Consider the following 18,437-nt stretch of genomic DNA (forward strand, 5'->3'; position numbering starts at 1 on the left):
AACGCTCGGTCAGTCCGTTAGGATACCCGCCGAAACCGCTTGGGCGTACAGCTCATTCAACATCTGCGTCTGGAGCATCATCGGACGTGAACTCCACGACCACTCACCATCGGTCCCTGCGTAGTAGCCGACCCGGATATGGGTCTCCCAGTCCTCGTCGTCATTCTCGATCCGCTGGATGACCTTCCAGTAGTCCTTCCCGCTGCCGTTCTGGTACACGCCGACCTCGTCGACAACCGTCCCGAACTTCGACTGGCGCGATGGGGCATCGATACTCTCTGGGCGATCTCTAAATCGGTATGCATCGCTATCTTCTGGCATCGCGGAAACCGCGTAATCAGACGGACCGTAATAAAGCCACCGCCGGCCGTACTAAACATTTCGCTATATCGAAATCTTCGGTATACGGTACGCCTTGCCGCGACTTCTCACTGCCATCAAATATCCCCACTACCAACTGCCTATAGCTTCTAGGAAATAGGCGTACTTCTAAATGATACTGTCTTCTCTTATTTTCACTATCACCACTTGTCTTATTACAGCTGAGGCTGCAGTCGAGACTGAAAGCACAATGCGGTTAGAACTGACTATCACCGCAGACAAATCGGAACTGCCCCTGATCGTCAACGCACTATCGACGCTAGAAGGCGACGTCGATGTAAGCGTGGACGCCGACGGAGACGACGGAGGCCAGATAGCCATCGACCTGACCAATGAAGGGCGATACGTTCTCGCAGCCGTCCAGGAATCGCCGGGATCCGCCCTGCGTGTTATCCACCGGACAGTGAACGAGCTCGATGGGACGCCCTTCGAAGGATATTCGCAGGAGGACGGCTGGAACGACGAGCGAGAGGAAGTTCAGGGCCTACTGTGGTCGCTGAAGAGCGAAGATCTGGTCCGTAACGACGGCCAGCAGTGGTATCCTACGGATGATGCGCCGACCGATGTCCTCCAGTAGCTTCTAGTCTCATTCTGTCTGCTCGTTCGATGGTAACACGGTGAGTGCTCGATAGCGGTTCTAATCACGTCGCTAATGACGAACCTCGCCAGAACAGGCGGCTAGCGGAACTATCAACTAGTCTGTCTTAGTGTCCTCTTACAACGTGTACCAGACCATCTCAGAAGACCCTCCACGAACAGATCCAACCACGTGGTTGGCCTTCGGCGACCTCAACGAAACCCCCGTTGACGCCGGCTGGATCCACCCCTACCAACGAGGTCAGGCCTCTATACAGACCCAAAATTGTGAACTGACGCAGGCCTTCGACACCCAGGCGTTCCTCGTCGACGTCGACGAACTGGATCCCATCCTCGATGCCGACCCGGACACGGACATGGGAGATATCGTGTTCAATCCGATGCGATATGGGCGACGGCGGGAGTCGCTGGATGATCCGATGGAGCCGTACTGGGAAGAGGACGTGACGCGTGAAGTCAACGGGATCCCGGTGTCGAGGTTCATCATGAATTTCGAATACGAGGCACCGCTCATCGATACCGGGTTCATCGAGTACCACAACCTGGTCGAAACCGACAAACGCCAGTTCAAGGAGCTAGAATCCGACGATCTCGCGGTCCAGTTCAATGCAGATGTCTGGCGAGCCAAACATGGACTGACAGCTGATCCGACCGAGCACTCAGTCCGAGAGCTACGTGTCCGCGCATCGTTCTTGAAGGAGTATCTGGAAGAACGTGGGATGGCGCTCGTACTCTCGTACCTGCAGCGCCGGACCGTTGAGCCGAGCGACGCCGTGGCCATCGATGAATCGGTGGAAGTGCCAGTCTCGGACGGCACCTCGAAACGAGAATTCCACCCCGAACGAATGCCCGGGCTGGGTCATTCCTGCTGGTTCTACTGGACGTGCCCGATACTCCCGGACGATATCCCTCAGTCACGCGAGGCGCAACTGGCCGAACAACGGGAACACCTCCCCTTCCGGACACAGAACGGTCACTCCGTCACAAAGGAAGGCGTCGACGATGGATCCGCCTTCCGAGAGATAGGGATCAGCCGCCCGCCCGCTGGCCCCGAGGATCACGACTACATACACTTCGACCCGGCAGTCCTAGAACGATACCGCAATGACCCGCGAGGGGGTGTAGAGGAGTGGTCCGAACAAGGGCTGACAGTCGACTGGTTAGACCGGTGGATAGTACGACTCTATCGCAGCGACAATGAACAGCTTGTATTGCTCGTTGACGATCTTACTAGCATCGGAGATACGGAACTCTCGCACTGGCATCAGCACAATGTGACTCCTGTAGGAGAGGTGCCGAAGGAGATGGTACAGAACTATGTGTACGCAGAGCCGGTCGATACCTTCGCTCCTGCCCAGGCCGTTCTCAACGGTATGCGAGAGGCTGATTCCCTGTTCGAGTCGCTCCGCAGTGAGTCACTTTTCCGGGATATCCCATTGGACCGTAACGCTGAGGATTTGCTTACCCCGGTGCGGGAGGACCGGGATGAGTTCCTGCAGATCACGCAGGATCTGGATAATATCTTGGTTGAACGGGTGAATCAGAGTGCGATCGAATCTATCACGGGGCAGAGTGCCGGTGGGACAAAAAATGCCTTCTTTGACCTGTATGAGTTCCTCGCTGATACCGACCGTGCTGCAGAATTGATGACGCCAATTAATGCAGTCCATTATTTCCGGAACGAAGAAAGTCATGACAGAGTCCAACCGGGCTGGACAGAGGCCTTGGAGGAACTGGATATGGCGGATAATCCAGATATCCTGGAACTCTATCGGTATACCCTCCAGGAGGTGGCAGACTCGCTTGATGAACTCGAGTCGCTGCTGCAGGAGAACCAGACGCAGTTAGAATAGACCGGTCTCCCTGGGCTCGCATCTGTAAATCTGATGTGACATCCCGTGTCTCAGGGCAGTCACCGGCGGCCCATCCGGTCCGTCTCCGCGTTCAGCTTCGGCACCGACGCCGCTGCTCCCGCACGTCGACCCACAGCCCAGACAAATAAAACCCGACCGGCAACAGCAAAAGCACACCAGCCGCTGACGCCGTTACCACAGCCCATGGCGAGGACAACAGTGACCAACGCAGGAGCGGCGTGACGCCATCGAGGCGGCCCGCAAGGCATGGAAGCACGTGCGGCGGGCGCATCGGCTTCGACGACAAGGCAATACGGATGCGGCGGACGAGGCGTACAGTGAGGCGGTCGGCGAGGAGGTGCGATAACCGACGACGAACCGGCCACGGTCCGGGACCGGATCAAGCGGAGTGCGTTGATCAAGGTCGACTCGCTGAACCACACGTATAACCCGCATTTTTTGGGCGAACTTCTACCGGTGGCTGAACCGGTTTCTCGATACGGTGTTGTTCGCGGCGAGTCTGTTGCTGGTGTCGCAGACCCTCTGGACGGTGTGGCCGGCGTGGACGACGTTCGCCATACTGGGGTTGATGGCGATCATCACGGGGTATCGGCGTGCGGCAAAGCCGGATCAGCGGTCGGAACGGTTCCGGAAGTCGGTGAACCGGCATCACGCATTGTTCGACGAGTTCCGGGATCTCCTGATGGGGACGTTGTCGGACGGGTCGGATTCACACGACGAGATGCAGGACCGGTTTGACGAGCGGGCGGACCGGCGCCGTGAGTTGAACATAGATAGTCCGGATGCGAGAAGTCTCTGGTATTACTGGATCAAGTACGTGCGGGGCGAAAAGAAGCTGCAGAACCAGATCTCGACGGCGCCGGAGATGCGGGAAGCAATTACCCGGGAGGCCCACGACGTTTTGATGCTTGGCGCGGGGGCGGCGAGGTATCCGAGATTGACTTCTGACAGGTGGGCGTGGGCTTGGTTGATACCGCGAGTCACGTTGGCTGCGGCCGGGTCGGCGTTGTCGCCTTTGGCTTCGATGACTGCGACGGGAGGTGACGGCGTACTTGAGAGTACTCTTAGAGGGGTGTGATGGTGCCGAAATCGTCGCAGTTTTTGTGCTGTTCGTCACTGGGTGGTGAGTCTGACTGGGGTCCCGGCTTGTAGCTAACACTTGAACTCTTGCTTAGTGGGCGAGACATATGGACAATTGTTTGTCTGTCGTTTTGCGGGTAGCAGCCTTCGCAGGACGTGTTTGTATTGAAACGTACTTCTGCGCAGATCGTTGAATTCGAAACCGGTTATATATAAAACCTTGTCCAAACCCACCATAATCTATCGTATATCTAAACGTCTGTGGCAAAATAAGGGGAAGAGATATAACCATCAATCAACTACCTGCGCCTGTGGATTGAGACGAAACAAATCAACAAGCTATGACTAACCAAAGAGCCCGTTCACAACAGCAATCCAGCCAGAATCAAACAGACGATTATATCGTGGAATGACCAACGATAGTACACCGGGTGAATACTATTGCCCGTATGATGCCTGCGAGTACAGCGCGCCGACAGAACGGCAAGTCCGCTCTCACATAACATTAGCAGACCATGGGGAACATGACGGTATTGATGGGTATGTGATCGGTGTTGAAGTCCCTGATGAGAGTGGTGAGCTCCACTCATATGAAAATAAGAATAAAGTCACGCTGGAAGATGTACAGATTAATCATATTACTGACGAGGTAAATCACGGGAAACAGGTTGTTCTCAAACTTGCGTATGAGAATCCTGAGAAAGCCTACACTGAGCTCCAGGAAATGGCACATCAGGAAGGAATCAAGTACACTGATAGCACCGTCCGGAGAGTTATCCAGACGCATCTTGAAAACGTTCCCGACGAAGCGAGTGACACAGGCACGTCCTCACAGGATTCCCCGGGAGAAGATATTGAGCCGGACCCGACAGCAATCCAGAACCCATTCACCGCTGCGCCCGACTATGGTAGAGAATCGGAAAGTGCTGATCCACAATCCAGTACTGACACAGAAACGCAGACGGATGATCAATCGGGGAAAGACATCGGTTCCTTTGATACCGATGCGATCCCCGACTACTGGAGTGAGAACGCTCAGCGAATTATTGCTATATATGAAGCGTTAGACGACCCAATAGGACGTGAAGTTCACGCAACGCTGGTTGATGTTTTCGAAGTGGATGTTTCTGAATCCTTAGTCCATAGTGTGCTGGATGGCTGGACTACAAAGGAGTATGAAGAATTGACAGACGTGAAGCAACAGGCGGTTGATGCACTAAGTGACAAGCGGGAAGATGAGAGCCTTGATGAGGTCGCTGACCGAACCGATATACCTAGGGGCACGCTCGGCTATGTGAGGAGTTCATTCCCGCATATTCTTCAAAATAGAGTTGAGGAATTACCACTAACGCGGAAACAGATTTCTCTTGACCCGGTCCCGTTTGAGATACGGGACGAGTTAGACGACGATAGCTGGTCTACAACACAGCAACTCATTATAAGTGGTTATGAAGAGTATGAGAGGCCCACTGATCGTGAACTCCATGAGAAGTTGGCCGACAACGGTGTAAACGTCTCCCAAAGTACGATTCAACAGACTCTTTCTGAATATGTGGACTTTGACCGACGCAGAGGTGAATTAGCTGCGCACAAAAAATCCAACACTGACCTTACCGACCGGCAACAGAATGCTGTTGACCACCTTGCAAAAAAGCCACCAGAACAAACCATTCAGGACCTCGCCGAAGAAGTCTCTGAAACGGCCTGTTATCTATACTATATAAACCGTGAATATCGGCATATAGTCGAAAATCACCGTGAGACACCGGAGCTATACTCTTAGCCACTTCTATTGAGGTCGAAATAGCTCTTGCCGCGTATGTACATCAGGGTGGACTGGTGATTTACCTATCTCCGTGGGATACGGAATGCGGCAGTTCACGCATCTCTCAAGGGATTCAAACTTGACTACGACGCGTCCAATGATACGGTACTCATTTCGATCAAACCAAACCAGCTTGACCAAGACCAAGCTCTCCAAGGATACGACCCGCAACACCGTTCAGCGACGGATTCCTTCACCGATACGTATCTGAGATTCGAAGACGACACAGATGAGGCTCTGCACCCAGTCGATAATATCTTTGAGTACCACAATGCCATCATCGAGCCTTCCATCAAAAAATTCGCAACCGAGCTCTAGCTCGACAAGAATGGACTAGCCGTAACAGGTGTGTTTGATGCCATATCTCGACTTATCGATTCTCCTGGGTTTTATGATAGTCCTGTCGTAGATCCGTAGGTTGGTCAATATCTGCGCAGTTGATACAGAGAACGCCTGGCTCACCCGTGTCTGGATGCCCGACCCAGGAACCACCGAGTGGGGTCCCGCATTCGCGGCATTCGTCAGGGAAGTCAGGGAACCGGTATGCGTCGATGAGTTCGTAGATCCAGATTGCTTGCGCAACTTTATATCGGCCTTGCAGGGCGTACGATTCGAATTCCTCTTCGTTGTCAAAGTACTCGGATTCGCCTTCTACCTTTAACAGCGAACTTGTCGTGTGTTTCTTGACAATTCCTGCAGCTTCCTGTTCGGAGAGGTGCTCTGTTTCAGCTAGTGCATCTCGTAGTTCCCATGGCTGAGGGCGGAGTCGGTCGTCAAACACTTCGTCTGGTGTCTTGTCGTTCCCGTAGCGGCGGGAAGTCGTTGCGAATGCTTCTTCAACGCTATTTTTTGATTCCATGGTTGGCGCGGGTCGCGTATTTTTTATGCGACCCGTGATGTGGAAATAGTTTGAGGATGACATAACCTAGTCGGGAAGGGTGTCATCCATTTCCGAATACGATCTGTAATAAATACTTATATCATAGGCCGCGGTACCCGAAACGGAACTATGGCTAGTCCAGATCGAAAGCGAGGGATCTTGACGACGGATGACCGCGATTATCTGACGGGTCGAAAAAACCTTCAGAGTGACAGTGAGCGGAACTCTCGAAACAGGATTCGTAATAGAGTGCGGAACGGGCTGTATGACTTTGAATATTTGAGGGGCTCTCTCGAACAGAGAGATGTCGCGCAACTCGCCACAACGGATGGTGTTGCTGATGAGGAAGTGTTTACGGCCGCAGAGGACGTGATTGGATTTCTTTTCCGTTTGTGTGCTCAGGCTCCGGATCAAACGGGGTATTCTGCTGAGGATCGGTTTCGAGAACTCCTGCAAAGCGGGATTAAAAAAGGGCTTACAGAGGATCAAGAACTACTTGATTTTAAACTCGACTTGATGCATGGATTACCGCGTGAACGCCGACTTGAATTGCGTGAGAAAATCTATCGAGGCAAGCGATTGACGATGGCTGAGCTTCGAGAAGGCCTTGAAAACGACTACTTCAATGACTCAGTTCAGTTCAAACCACTGGGTGAAAACGGACTTCCGGAATCCGTTGACCCAATGGATATGGTTTCGCATGATAATCTGCGGTAACTCCACTATCAGTACGTCTCGATCCAATCCAGGTTTCACTGAAAGAATGATCCCCCGGTTAGGTTCTCAAGGTCGGTTCCCGCTTCCTCTTTGACGGCACCAATATCGGACATTCTCAGTATCCTATGATCTGAGCCAGCTAATGGTCAAGGAATATAGCGATTACGCCGGAAGACATAGGTGGTACTTGTTATACATCAACTTGAGTTTCTGTTGCTCACAGGTCAGCGTCTGAGGTTGGCGTGAGTTTGCCTTGCAGTGTGAGCTGGAAGAATCTCATGAACACGTTCCAACTATATATCCGTCTGTAAACTTATTAGAGAAAACCCTTATAAGAGTTTGGACACCATTGTTTACAACGGTGTTCACGAAAGCGGGTCTCGCTGTTCTGGACGTGCTGAGTACGGGTCGAGAGGCAACGCCACAGGAGCTGGCTGGCGAAACGGGGTATAGTCGGAAACAAGTCTACCGTGTCATGGATGAACTTCTTGACGCCGGACTCTTGAGTGAGTCCCGGGTGCAACGCAACCAGCGTGTCGTGCGTGTGACGAGTGATCCGGTGGTCGAAGCGTACCGGACCCTCATATCGAAACTAAACCACGTTGACTGGGTGGAGCTTCTCACACCGGCTACGATTCGGGTTTGCTGGTATCTTGATCAGCCACGCTGTGTCACGACGATCGCTGACCGATTAGGAATTTCCCGGCAGGCCGTTCACAAGGCACTGTCACCGCTAAAGAACCGGATGATGCTCGTTCCGTCTGGGCCAGAATATGCGCTCGCAGATGATATCTATCCGTTGCTTGAATTCTCCCGAGCGGTGGTCAAACATGAGCACCGCACCCGGGTTCGACAGATCGCTCCGAGCGCTACCGTGGCGTGGTGTGACCCGAACCGCGCACTCGTTCAGGTACACGACTCTGAAGATACGGACGCACTCCATGCAACTGAAGAATGGGATGTAACCGGGTTGGCAAGATTCGAAATGTACGGTCTGCAGTTTTTCCTCGCGGGCGAACCGGCATTCTGGTACGCGCCGGACGATGACCTGACTTCTGCTGAAGTTGTGTGCCACACACTCGCCCTTGACGCTGACTCTCGGCGAGTGAGTTATGCGATGCTGCTCATCGAGACAGAGCAAATCGATCGGGAGGCCCTCACTGAGACCGCAACATGGTACGATATGGAATCAATGATATCCTCGATGTGCCAGTTTATAGACGAGGACTTCGATACGATGGAGGGAACGGAGAGAGGGGTTCCGTTACCGAGTGCTGAGGAATACGCGGCGCTGAAAGACCAATACGGGGTTGCATAGTATGGCCGTGTTCAACGGCGGGGATGCGATCAAGGAGTTTCTTGCGGAGTGTGACTCTTGGCTCTCAGAATCAGTGGAGATGTACCTTCTTGGCGGGTCCGCGATGACGGCTCGCGGGTTGAAAGACCAAACTGAAGATATTGACTTAGGACTGGCCGTGACGACTGAATTCGAGCACGTCTACGGTGTGATCCGGGACCACGGCTTCGAAGCGACGAACGAACCGACCGCGGCGTTCGAGGACGTCGGGAAAACAGTCGAGCTACACCATCCTGATCGAGGAACTCAGATTGACTTGTTTGAGCGGCAGGTCGTCGGGAAAGTGTGGATTACAGAGCGAATGCACGACCGCGCAACAGAGTTCTGGGCCGGGGAGCGTGCGACGGCATACGTCCTCTCTGACGAGGACATGTTCTTGCTGAAAGCAGTATCCGGTGGCGATGTAGGGGCTGGTAGACATCGGGACATCGAAGACATGCGGACATACGCGCAGCGTGGCCTCACGTTCGACGTGATCCTTAAAGAGATTGAGAAACAGCGCCCGTTCAATACGGGTTCAACGGAAGCGAGACACATCCGTGCTCGCTCGCATCCATTGTTTGCTATCGAGATGGCTCTGCAGTCACTTTCGGGTTTCCCCGATTCGTTCATGGACCGTGTTTCAGAGCTCGCAACAGAATTCGAGACTGAGTACATCGTTCTACGAGGAATTGAAGACGGCCTTCAGAGTCCGGACGTGATCGAGGAACATGTGCTCTCGAACGTCCGAGCACTTTCGATCGACGATGATGACGCGGTTTCAGCCGCGCTCGACCGCCTTGTTGAAAAGGGAATCCTGGAACAAGATGGTGAGGAGGTTCGTCTCCAAGTTTAATTCGGGAATTAACTTCGAGGAGTGTGTGCTGGTTGGAGTCGTTCACTGAAGCGCACAGCCTTCATTCTCGGAGTCAAGCCTCGAGGTGCTTGGTCTGTTCCACCTGTAGAACTCGGTCTGGTCTGCCGTTGAGCGACTGGATTGTGAATCTAGAAAATGGACACGGGGGGCGTGTCCAACGCCGGTAGACGCCTGCATGTACGGGCAACTGCAGTAGATACATGCAGGCAAATAGACTATTGATAGGCAGCAATAAGAATTGCCGTTAGTAGTTTCTCAACCTGTAAAAATGCTCTCGCGCCGGGGGCGGCGCGAGAGTGCTGAAACGACCGGCTGACAGGCATTCGGGCTAATCTGGAATGGTATGTGGCTGCGTTTGAAATGGAGTGGATAGGATCGTTCCCATGTTCGTGGTTGGTGGCGGTTACGACAAGTCAGAGCCACAGAGCGAGGAAGGTCAAACCCGTTTAAACTGACTGACTGGGATGTCTACTACTCTGGAGCAACGACGCTTTCGCAAGCTGGACACTCAGCCCAGAGATCTGTCTCGTTATCGTCTGTCTTGTACTCGATCAGAAGCCACGTTTTGGGTATACACTCGCCGCATTCCGGGCAACGACCAAGAGACGATTCGTCGGCGTTCATGGAAAGGGGTGGAAGGAGCGTGTGACACTGGTCCTTCCGTTCGTAATTTAGGTGTTGTTGAACGTAAGGTTTTGGCGGGATTGCCGTTCAAGCTCGTCGGGTTGCCGCTGAAATCCGTTGTCCGGCATAGTTATTTCACTATCACGTGTACCCTGAGAGACGATGGGCGTCAGAGGGGTATTGACTCGGCTACTGCCCGGTGACGGGACGATTGTGGTCGTCGAGTGTCGACAGTGCGGGAATTCGGTCGAGCCTGGGACAGACCAGTGTCCCGAGTGCGGGGCTAGTGAGATTTGCCGCTACGAAATCCCTGCCTGACTGCCTCCTCCGCGGTGTGATGATTCTCTCCTCGAACTGTTCTTCTACTCGCGTCCGTCAGTCCGACAGTTGTCAGAGGCCTTCGTCGCCACGATCGGTCGTCACGTAGTACGTGTGCTTCCGATGGGTTTCGTCTTTTGGCTTCAGTTTCCGGTCGCTTGCTTTGATCGTACTGCCCTCGTACTCCGAAACGAGACCGACTAGTCGAAGTGCACGGTAGAGGTGACGTATTTACTACCCCGTTACAGAGAGGGGGCGGATACAGAGATGTTTCGTGCGCGGAGCCAGTATTCCCCACCAGTGAGAAGCGCATAGGTGACGAGATAGAGTGGGGCCCAAAAAAGGACGAGGGCGAATGCAGGCGCATCACCACCATCGCTCCCGAGGAAAGGCAGATGGATCAAGACGTACCAGAACAGCAGAACGAGCGCCATGACTATCGCTGGACTTCGAATCTGATACCGCATCCAGAGTAGGATTGGAGCTCCGAGAGTACCGAACGCAAAGACCACGGCCAGACCAAACGATGACCAGACTGAACCCGTGATTTGGATGGTGGGAGATTGGATACTATATTCAATGACAAGACTGGCGTAGGCGATACTGGCAAGGCCCGCGCTTAAGAGAGGCCGTTTCCAGCCTCCCAGCGATGAAGGCCTCCCACGGAGGGAAGACATATGCCCTACATCATTTGAATGACTGATAAGTCTATCCTCTGTACTGAGCATTCACAGCTGACCACAACGAGGCTTGAGAACGTTTCTATGACACGCTGTCTTCAGCCAACTCGTCATAAGCGTTCTTCACGAACCGACGGTCATCCATGTGCCCAAACTCATAACCAACGATCACTTCAATCTTCTTTCGATTGTCGGGCCGATGTTGGTAGTGGTCGGATTGCAACGTATGCTTCCTCATCCCCCCCAAGAATCGGCAGCACCACCGACGGTTAAAGACGATGCAACGGACGTGGTCGGGACGCCCATTTCCGTCCTTCCGGACGAACGCGCGAAAGAGTGGGCACCGAGCACTGAACAGGATTTCTTTCGGACTACTTGGAGGGGAATCCCTGTATCGATGAATGGGGGTTCAGCGCACCGGCATTGAGTAAAAAAGCGGTCCTTGCGGTCGTTAAATACCGAATCTACAGTCACCATCTGAATTTACTCTGAACAGTCTTCTATTTTCAGGCTAGGATATTTACCAATTCTATCTAAAACCTACCTGATGGGAACACCAAGTAAATCGAAATCGCCCGCAGAGAAGGCGAAAAAATACGGTCTCGAAGTACCTGCAGCAGAGATTCTTGCGTGTGTGTCCGGGTGGTTTGTAGGAATGTCCTTCAACATCCACGGGCAGTCAAAATCAATCGGAACACACCACGAACCGCCGCTTCGTCAACTGTGTGATACCGTCGGAAACTGGGGTGACAGACACGATGACGTGCACAGATCGTTGAAATCACGCGGAATCTTCAAATCTGCTGAGCGAGACGAAGATGTCTATATCGCGGGTCGGCGCTGCGATTGGATTCCAAAATCGAACTGTATGACAATCATTGAGGATATCTTCGACGAGTCAAAGGGCCTCCGACCAGAATGGGCAGCACAAGATCACACTGGTCCCCCAGTCTACCGTGATGGACTTGAGCTGATGGAGCACCGAAAAGGAGTGATGGTCGCTGCACAATCACTGCAGAAGCTAAAACCCGACTATCACTGTGAGCTCTACCCGCGAGTCCAGTCACCAGAGCGACCAGACGTCCACCTGTGGGGGACACGGGCAAAGCCGCTGGCCCAGGTTGAAGTCCTAACCGAGCACGGCAATTCAGACACGTGGGAGCAGAAGTTCCATGCATGGAGAACCGATCAGCCGTGGCCGACGATCTGGCTGTTCGAAAACAGACCGGCGATGATCAAGTTCTGGAATCACTTGGTGAGAAACGGGTTTGAACTTGACGGCGGTCGATTCAATGGGCGGACAAGAGAAGAAAAAAAGCGGTGGTCACCAGTCCGGGTCAACGACCGCCTCGACCGGAGCCGCGACGGCCCGCAAGACTACGAGTCACATGATGTCTGCTGGACCATTCCCGGGATGCTCCAAGCAGATGTTGTCGAAATTAATGAGTGGGTGACAGAGCGTAATATAATATAAGAAACAAACAAAGAGAGCCCACACTCTGGCCCATTACTCAGGGGGGTGGAACAGTAATAAACTGTGCCGTACACCTCCACTGTGCGTGAAAGGAAGGTTTGCCGATGACCGGGGTGTACGTAGGTGTGTACGAGTGTACGACAGGTTCTTGGAAGGGGTGTACGAAAAAGCGGAGCTGCAACGAGCCTCGTACACCCCTATATATCAACACTCAGAACTAATATCTCGTGCAATATGGTCGTTCTCTCAGTCGGTCACCTCGATTGTTGGCCCGACCAGCCCGACCGCCTTTCTTGACGCTGAGCGAGTCTTCCAGAGGGCTGGATCGATATCAACACCTGCCGACTAGTTGTCGACAACCGGTCCGCCGAGAGCGCGGTCCCTCTTGAGGGCGATGGACCGTGAATGAGCTGTGGCTAACTAGGGGGGTAGACTCAGCTGGGTTCTCTGGGTGTCGGTCTGCTGGTGCTGAATCGATTTGCTCCACTGGGAGGGGAGTATCGAGGTGCGAAGTGCTGCGACCGGTCTTGGTCGGCTGCCTGGGTCCTTCACCTCACTCTCTGACGATCGTTTGGTCGGCAATGCGCTGGGCGTTGAGACGGTCAAACGCCGCGAAAATGTCGCAGATATCGGAGACTGTCTCGTCAGCGTCCGTCGCTTGGTGATAAGTGTGCCAACCGTTCCATAGCGCCTATTATTTAATAAACTGATCGAGCCAATCAAGTTCATCCTTAGAGTACGTCTCTCGAAGTTTACAGGATAAATCAACGGGGTCGGTAATCCCATCATCTATCAAATCAATAGCTCTCTCTCCTCGGTCCGATATTTTGTATACAGACATGTTCTCGTGCCGAGTAGCCAGTTTATGATAGTAGAGCGAATATAGTGCCTCATGAGTTGTTCGCGGTGATAAATTACGGTTGGCAACTTCCAGCTCAAAGTCACTCGGAATTGTCATACCGTCGTGACCCTGTAGGCTATACAGAGCTGACCGATCAATGTCGCTTAGGGCTACTAAATCAGGAAAGAACTGATCCTGGTCAGGTTGGTTAGATAGGATGTATAATGAAGATTGATGGAATGCAGTGTGGGAGTCTCGAACATATTTTGAAATGTGGTAGGTCACAATCACCCCTAATTTTGTCAATTCATACATTTGACTGCGCGCGTCCTCGTCAAGTTCATAGTTCCTTGCGGGGTCTTGGACGTAGCCTCTCTGTTCCAGTTTGCGAAGCTGAGTGGCTATATAACTGGAATCTTTGTCGAGGAGGAGGCCAATAAGTTTTGGCGAGTACCGCTTTCTATCCATCATTTCCAACAAGATCTTGCGATCTGTTGGCATTGTGAGTTTTCCAGGAGGCGGGCTCATTGAGTTATGCAGAATAGCAGCCACGCCCTCTTATTTATTCCCATAGATTTTGAATCGCTTCTGGTTAATCCCTATATCTAATAGCTATTTGCTAAAGGTTTAAATACGGGCAGATCATACTTAGAACCACATCTGATGTTAGAACAAGATACCTCGACTGTTGCAGAGGCTAAGCAAAGTAGAATTAGTGTATACAGAGATGGTTCCAATGACTCAAGTACCACAACCGCCTGAAAGTCGATCTCGACAAGAATTGGAGGAAGAGGTTAGCCGCTTGCGTGAATTAGAAGAACGAGTTGATGATCTAGAAAAATTAGTTGGGACACTTGGAGATACCCCTCCAGAGGAGGCCGGTTTAAAAAAAGTAACCCTTGGAGGCGCACCTGTTGGTAAATTAGCAAACAGGAACAAAGACCGTTTTAAAGATTTAAAAGAGGAAATAGAGGAGCTAAGTACCAAACCAAAAGTCACTGGAAATCAAGAAGAGATGTTGCCTGGCCATAGGATGTATACTCATCTTATAACAGATAACAATCATTCACTAAGTGAAACGCAAAAAAGGGCCGCTCGGATATTTGGGCTGTTTCTTGAAAGGGTCGTTAATGGCGAATCCAATAAGATCGATGCTGCAGGCCAGAGCTATACGCTGACATCAGGGCCGGTTGAGGAAGTCTTGTTGGGAAATCATGATTCGGATAGTAGCAATCTTCTTGTGGATGTCAAAGAAGCAAGCCGCTCACAGGTTGTTGCGCGAACCATGCGTGAAGTCGCACGCCTATCCAAACTGGAAGAGTGCGAGTGTGAGAATATTGGAAAGTGTACCCATGTAAACATTGAGTTTCGCTCGGGCCGACCAAACGCACTTGCAGCCTCGAAGCAGTCGTTTAGAGAGCGGATAAAGCAGGTTTATGACGCGAATAGTGGTGCTGAAGATGGTCGTGATTCTGCAGACACTAATCCATCAAATACGAGTCAGGGAGATCAAAGTCACAACGAGGGTAATCCAGAATGAGAGTCATCCTATCTAACATTGTTGTTTGGAAGGGAACCCAGACCGCGTTAGTAGTGAATAATCTGCAGTTTTGGAGGGGATAGCAAATACATGGTTTGAATATGATTTCAGGATATAGCGGATGTAAATAACACACGAATAGTCTGTGGTAGATTTGCTTCGATTCGCTTCGTTCGCATTAAGAGTCTATGTTTAGCCTGTTATTCGAACTTCCAAATAACAGTTCGAAGATCACCCATCAAACAACGATGTTAGATAGAAGTTCATTCCACGCCCTTTCAGAGAGAACGGACTGACGAATCAACGTTTACCATCCGGGGTGACAGTAGTCTGTCCGTGGACCTGTGGGCCAGCTATTAGAACCACCGGTCAGACGAAGACGGCGCTGTATCCTATCCCTACGGCGCTCCTTATCCACTGGTACGGACCGCGGTGCTGTTTGAGGGAGTGGGCTTAGCGACCCTATAAGACGTCGAGACAACTCTCCTGATTGGCGGCGACAATGCCCGCGACGAGATTTCCGACAGTCTAATAGAACTGTTCCGGGAAGGGTCCGCGTAGATGAGTGAGAACGTTGATTCCGAGGATCCGTGCTTCGACGATCACTACACCCTGTTCCAGGGTTGTCAGTGGTACTAATCATGCCGGAGTGTCAAAATTGCGGGAGTCACGTCACCGAGCAATACATTCGGGTGTTTACCCCCGACGAGATCGACACGCCGAGAGTGTGCCCCCACTGCGAGGACATGACCCGCGACGGCGCTGGCGTCCGTGAAAAAAAGACATGACCGTTGAGACCTCCCGATAGAGGTAACCTATGCACCGGCCAGGACACTACGGCATGGCGCTACTTGTCTACGCGCCGGTCGGCTTTCTCACGCTCGCCTTCGGGTTCGGAACCGCCGCACTTGCCCAGAGGACACCGAGTTCGTACAGGCCGTCTAAGAGTACGCGGCCGTCACCCATGAGCCCGGTGAGAGCGTGACAGTAGCGCTCGCCGACGCGGTTGAGGACTACCTACGCGAGAAGTTCAAGAGCTATTATGGCGTCGAGAAGGAAGCGCCAACGCCCTGCATCCGCCGCGTGATCACTAGCGACCCAGAGTGTAGCTACCCCTCGACGCGATCGTGGGTTGACCGCGAACGGGAGACGGTCGGCGACCGCGACGAGCCGCCGCATGCGCCGCCGCACAGGGATCACGCGCCGCTCTGGCCGGACGAGGGCGAACCCGTTCTCTATTCGATGCACATCGACGGGCCAGAGAGCTAGACGGTGTCGAGGACTGCAGCTCCCGGCGGCCAGAGCGTCCGCACCGGCTGGGTCGACATCTTGACCTTCGCACAGGAGTGCGTCCGACAGCGCTCTGAGGAACCCTGAACGGCAGGCTTCTCACGTCAGACACGTGGCTGACTAAGGTTTATCCGGACCCGTTAAAAACATAAATCATGTCAAGAGGCCCGCCTTTCTCGCCTGATGACAGCAGCCGCAACGAGTGGCCCGACTGGAGAGAGTACACAACCCAACTCGACTACCCAGAGCGCGACATCCGAATCATCTTCCCCGAAGAAAAAGGTCCATTTCGGAAGCCGCACGACCAGCCCGCCGACTTCGGTGACTTCGACCCGGATCCAGAGGACCCCGACCCCGACATCTGGCCGCTCGAAGACTACGATCCCGGCCATCCTGCCGACGTGGATGACCTCATCTGCTGGCGAGGGTCGTTCCCCGCGCCGCACGTAGCGTGGGTCACCGAAGAGTACCTGACCGCTCGCTACGGCTACAACCCCGTCCGCCAGAACATACAAACAAGTGAACTGCCCTGGTGGCACCAGCCAGACGACGCGAAGGAGGAGGGCGATGTAGAGGTCGTGGCAACGAACAGCAGTCCCGACCGGATGACGCTCACTGAAGACCGGAAGAAGGCACTCACTCGCATCGCCCGGCTCTGGAATGGCGAGGACGTGCGAGGCAAGCATCTTCTCCTCGATAAGTGCCCCGCCTGGATGGACTTCCTCGGCGACCTCAATCAAGAAGAACTCCGCCGCATCGTCGTTGACCCCTCCACCGACCACAAATTCGCAGAAACGTTCGCCGAGCACAGTTGGTACGAAGAAGAGCAGGCGGTATACGCGTCACCGCAACGGATCCTCAGGAAGAAGGTCTGGTACGCGCCGACACAGAGAGGCCGGACTCTCATCAACCAGAACGACGCCTTCCCGACTCTCACAGGCGACTCGATGGAGGGGCTATCACACCGAGTCACTGTCGGCCTCGCACTCATCCGAGAGCAACTAAAAGGCAGAGACACGGCGACATACCACGGTCTGAAGGGATACTCTGTTGACGTGGCCAGTCGGGATGATAACGGTCAAGTCTACGCTGGCGAGGTCATCACCGGGCATCACAACTGGCAGTATCACCGCAAGACGTATCGAAAAATGAAAGACCTGGATTCACAGGGAGTTACCCCCTACGCGGTCTTCGACTCCCGGTCAACTGCGTATGCGGTCATGAACCACTGGATCCGTGAGGGGCTCGTCGAACTCCCGACCGGGACGTTTGATTCCAATCCGAAGATCGAGTGGGGACGACGCAAAGTGCAGGACGCGTATTCGAACGAGCACATCCGCTGGCGGGTTGGAGATTGGACGACGACTGATGTCCTGTGGCGTCTCACGCTCGGGGCCGATGGCCCCGACATCAGGCCGTCGCAAATCAAATCACTAAACTGGTAAATCCCCGTTCCGCACCTCACACTTCTCTCCCCTAAATGGGCCACTATACACTATTATAACTGGTCTGACCCCCGACCCCCGGAATGCCCGCTCACCAGCGCGTTACCCCTTTCCGCAGTTGGTTTAACCTGCGGAACGGCCGCCTCATGCCCGAGACTATACTGTGGAGATGATATGTCCGCTGAGGCGTGTGCATCTTCGCAAACGGACTACCGGGATGGCCGGGCCGACCCCGGCCACCGTAACCGCCGCCTCGACCGGCAGTCTTAACCAACATCCGAAGGGGTGGCGACCTCCGTGTAGGTTAAGCACTGATCGGATCGAACTCTTGTCGATAGAGGTGGGGGGTGTCAAGTAGGGAACTATACAGATTCTTTAGTGACTTCACGATGAAAATACTCCATGTCCAAACTCAACACTGCACGAGTAGTGTATCTCTTTACGCTACTGGGCACAGCTGTTGTTGCAGGCCTAACGTTGACGAGAGTAATCAAGTCAGATGTTGTTCTTGGAGTCACCATTCTTATCGCGATAGCGATCGTCGCCTTCAGACTCGGAGTACGGTACCGCGAGCTGGAAGGAACCTGAACTCGTATTCTTTGGTCGCTGGAATTCGAATTCAGGAATTCCGGCACAAAATTCCCCTCGCTTAGTAGCC

Annotated in this window: 17 protein-coding genes; 13 read left to right on the forward strand and 4 right to left on the reverse strand. The window is 53.2% G+C overall.

Annotated elements, in window-relative coordinates; translation table 11 throughout:
• Positions 1–9: 9 nt before the first annotated feature.
• The gene (locus C475_RS18735; protein ID WP_049930954.1) at positions 10–321 is read right to left on the reverse strand and encodes a hypothetical protein; all 312 of its coding nucleotides are present in this window, start codon (positions 319–321) and stop codon (positions 10–12) included.
• A gap of 250 nt (positions 322–571) precedes the next feature.
• Here C475_RS18735 and C475_RS18740 point away from each other — a divergent pair, with 250 nt between their 5' ends.
• The 7 genes from C475_RS18740 to C475_RS18765 all read left to right on the forward strand — a co-directional run bounded on the left by C475_RS18740 (position 572) and on the right by C475_RS18765 (position 9,546).
• Positions 572–958, forward strand: coding sequence for a hypothetical protein (locus C475_RS18740; protein ID WP_006885459.1), 387 nt, complete (start codon positions 572–574; stop codon positions 956–958).
• A gap of 145 nt (positions 959–1,103) precedes the next feature.
• Positions 1,104–2,831, forward strand: a complete 1,728-nt coding sequence (locus C475_RS18745) for a hypothetical protein (RefSeq protein WP_152436508.1) — start codon at positions 1,104–1,106, stop codon at positions 2,829–2,831.
• A gap of 529 nt (positions 2,832–3,360) precedes the next feature.
• A complete protein-coding gene (locus tag C475_RS23400; protein ID WP_152436509.1) occupies positions 3,361–3,930 on the forward strand; it encodes a hypothetical protein in 570 nt (189 codons plus the stop codon).
• A 411-nt stretch (positions 3,931–4,341) separates the two neighbouring features.
• Positions 4,342–5,715, forward strand: coding sequence for a hypothetical protein (locus C475_RS23405; RefSeq protein ID WP_152436510.1), 1,374 nt, complete (start codon positions 4,342–4,344; stop codon positions 5,713–5,715).
• Positions 5,716–6,766: 1,051 nt separating this feature from the next.
• Positions 6,767–7,354 carry a hypothetical protein gene (locus C475_RS23410; RefSeq protein ID WP_152436511.1) on the forward strand — a complete coding sequence of 196 codons (588 nt, stop codon included), beginning with the start codon at positions 6,767–6,769 and terminating at the stop codon, positions 7,352–7,354.
• 361 nt (positions 7,355–7,715) lie between these two features.
• The gene (locus C475_RS18760; RefSeq protein ID WP_049930958.1) at positions 7,716–8,672 is read left to right on the forward strand and encodes a winged helix-turn-helix domain-containing protein; all 957 of its coding nucleotides are present in this window, start codon (positions 7,716–7,718) and stop codon (positions 8,670–8,672) included.
• Between the two features lies 1 nt (position 8,673).
• Positions 8,674–9,546: a hypothetical protein gene (locus tag C475_RS18765; protein ID WP_006885464.1), complete on the forward strand. Its 873-nt coding sequence runs from the start codon at positions 8,674–8,676 to the stop codon at positions 9,544–9,546.
• Positions 9,547–10,038: 492 nt separating this feature from the next.
• On the opposite strand, the gene C475_RS25440 is transcribed toward C475_RS18765, so the two are convergent.
• Positions 10,039–10,191 carry a DUF7837 family putative zinc-binding protein gene (locus tag C475_RS25440; RefSeq protein ID WP_006885465.1) on the reverse strand — a complete coding sequence of 51 codons (153 nt, stop codon included), beginning with the start codon at positions 10,189–10,191 and terminating at the stop codon, positions 10,039–10,041.
• 390 nt (positions 10,192–10,581) lie between these two features.
• Entirely contained in the window at positions 10,582–10,740 is a 159-nt protein-coding gene (locus C475_RS25370; RefSeq protein ID WP_204366196.1) for a DUF2250 domain-containing protein, read from the reverse strand.
• A gap of 996 nt (positions 10,741–11,736) precedes the next feature.
• Between C475_RS25370 and C475_RS23415 the strand changes: the two genes are divergently transcribed.
• Positions 11,737–12,663 (forward strand): hypothetical protein, encoded by a 927-nt coding sequence (locus C475_RS23415; protein WP_152436512.1) that lies wholly within the window; start codon positions 11,737–11,739, stop codon positions 12,661–12,663.
• Positions 12,664–13,357: 694 nt separating this feature from the next.
• Here the strand turns inward: C475_RS23415 and C475_RS23420 are convergent.
• Entirely contained in the window at positions 13,358–14,032 is a 675-nt protein-coding gene (locus C475_RS23420; protein WP_152436513.1) for a helix-turn-helix domain-containing protein, read from the reverse strand.
• Positions 14,033–14,240: 208 nt separating this feature from the next.
• On the opposite strand from C475_RS23420, the gene C475_RS23425 reads away from it, so the two are divergent.
• From C475_RS23425 to C475_RS23430, 5 genes are all read left to right on the forward strand, one after another.
• A complete protein-coding gene (locus C475_RS23425; RefSeq protein ID WP_152436514.1) occupies positions 14,241–15,044 on the forward strand; it encodes a hypothetical protein in 804 nt (267 codons plus the stop codon).
• A 641-nt stretch (positions 15,045–15,685) separates the two neighbouring features.
• Positions 15,686–15,832: a DUF7563 family protein gene (locus C475_RS25445; RefSeq protein ID WP_449404420.1), complete on the forward strand. Its 147-nt coding sequence runs from the start codon at positions 15,686–15,688 to the stop codon at positions 15,830–15,832.
• A 193-nt stretch (positions 15,833–16,025) separates the two neighbouring features.
• Entirely contained in the window at positions 16,026–16,313 is a 288-nt protein-coding gene (locus tag C475_RS18775) for a hypothetical protein (RefSeq protein ID WP_006885467.1), read from the forward strand.
• Between the two features lie 176 nt (positions 16,314–16,489).
• Positions 16,490–17,779, forward strand: coding sequence for a hypothetical protein (locus C475_RS18780; protein WP_006885468.1), 1,290 nt, complete (start codon positions 16,490–16,492; stop codon positions 17,777–17,779).
• Between the two features lie 402 nt (positions 17,780–18,181).
• The gene (locus tag C475_RS23430; protein ID WP_152436515.1) at positions 18,182–18,367 is read left to right on the forward strand and encodes a hypothetical protein; all 186 of its coding nucleotides are present in this window, start codon (positions 18,182–18,184) and stop codon (positions 18,365–18,367) included.
• Positions 18,368–18,437 lie beyond the last annotated feature (70 nt).

Origin of the sequence: Halosimplex carlsbadense 2-9-1 (genome assembly GCF_000337455.1) — an archaeon.
GTDB classification, from domain to species: Archaea; Halobacteriota; Halobacteria; order Halobacteriales; family Haloarculaceae; genus Halosimplex; species Halosimplex carlsbadense.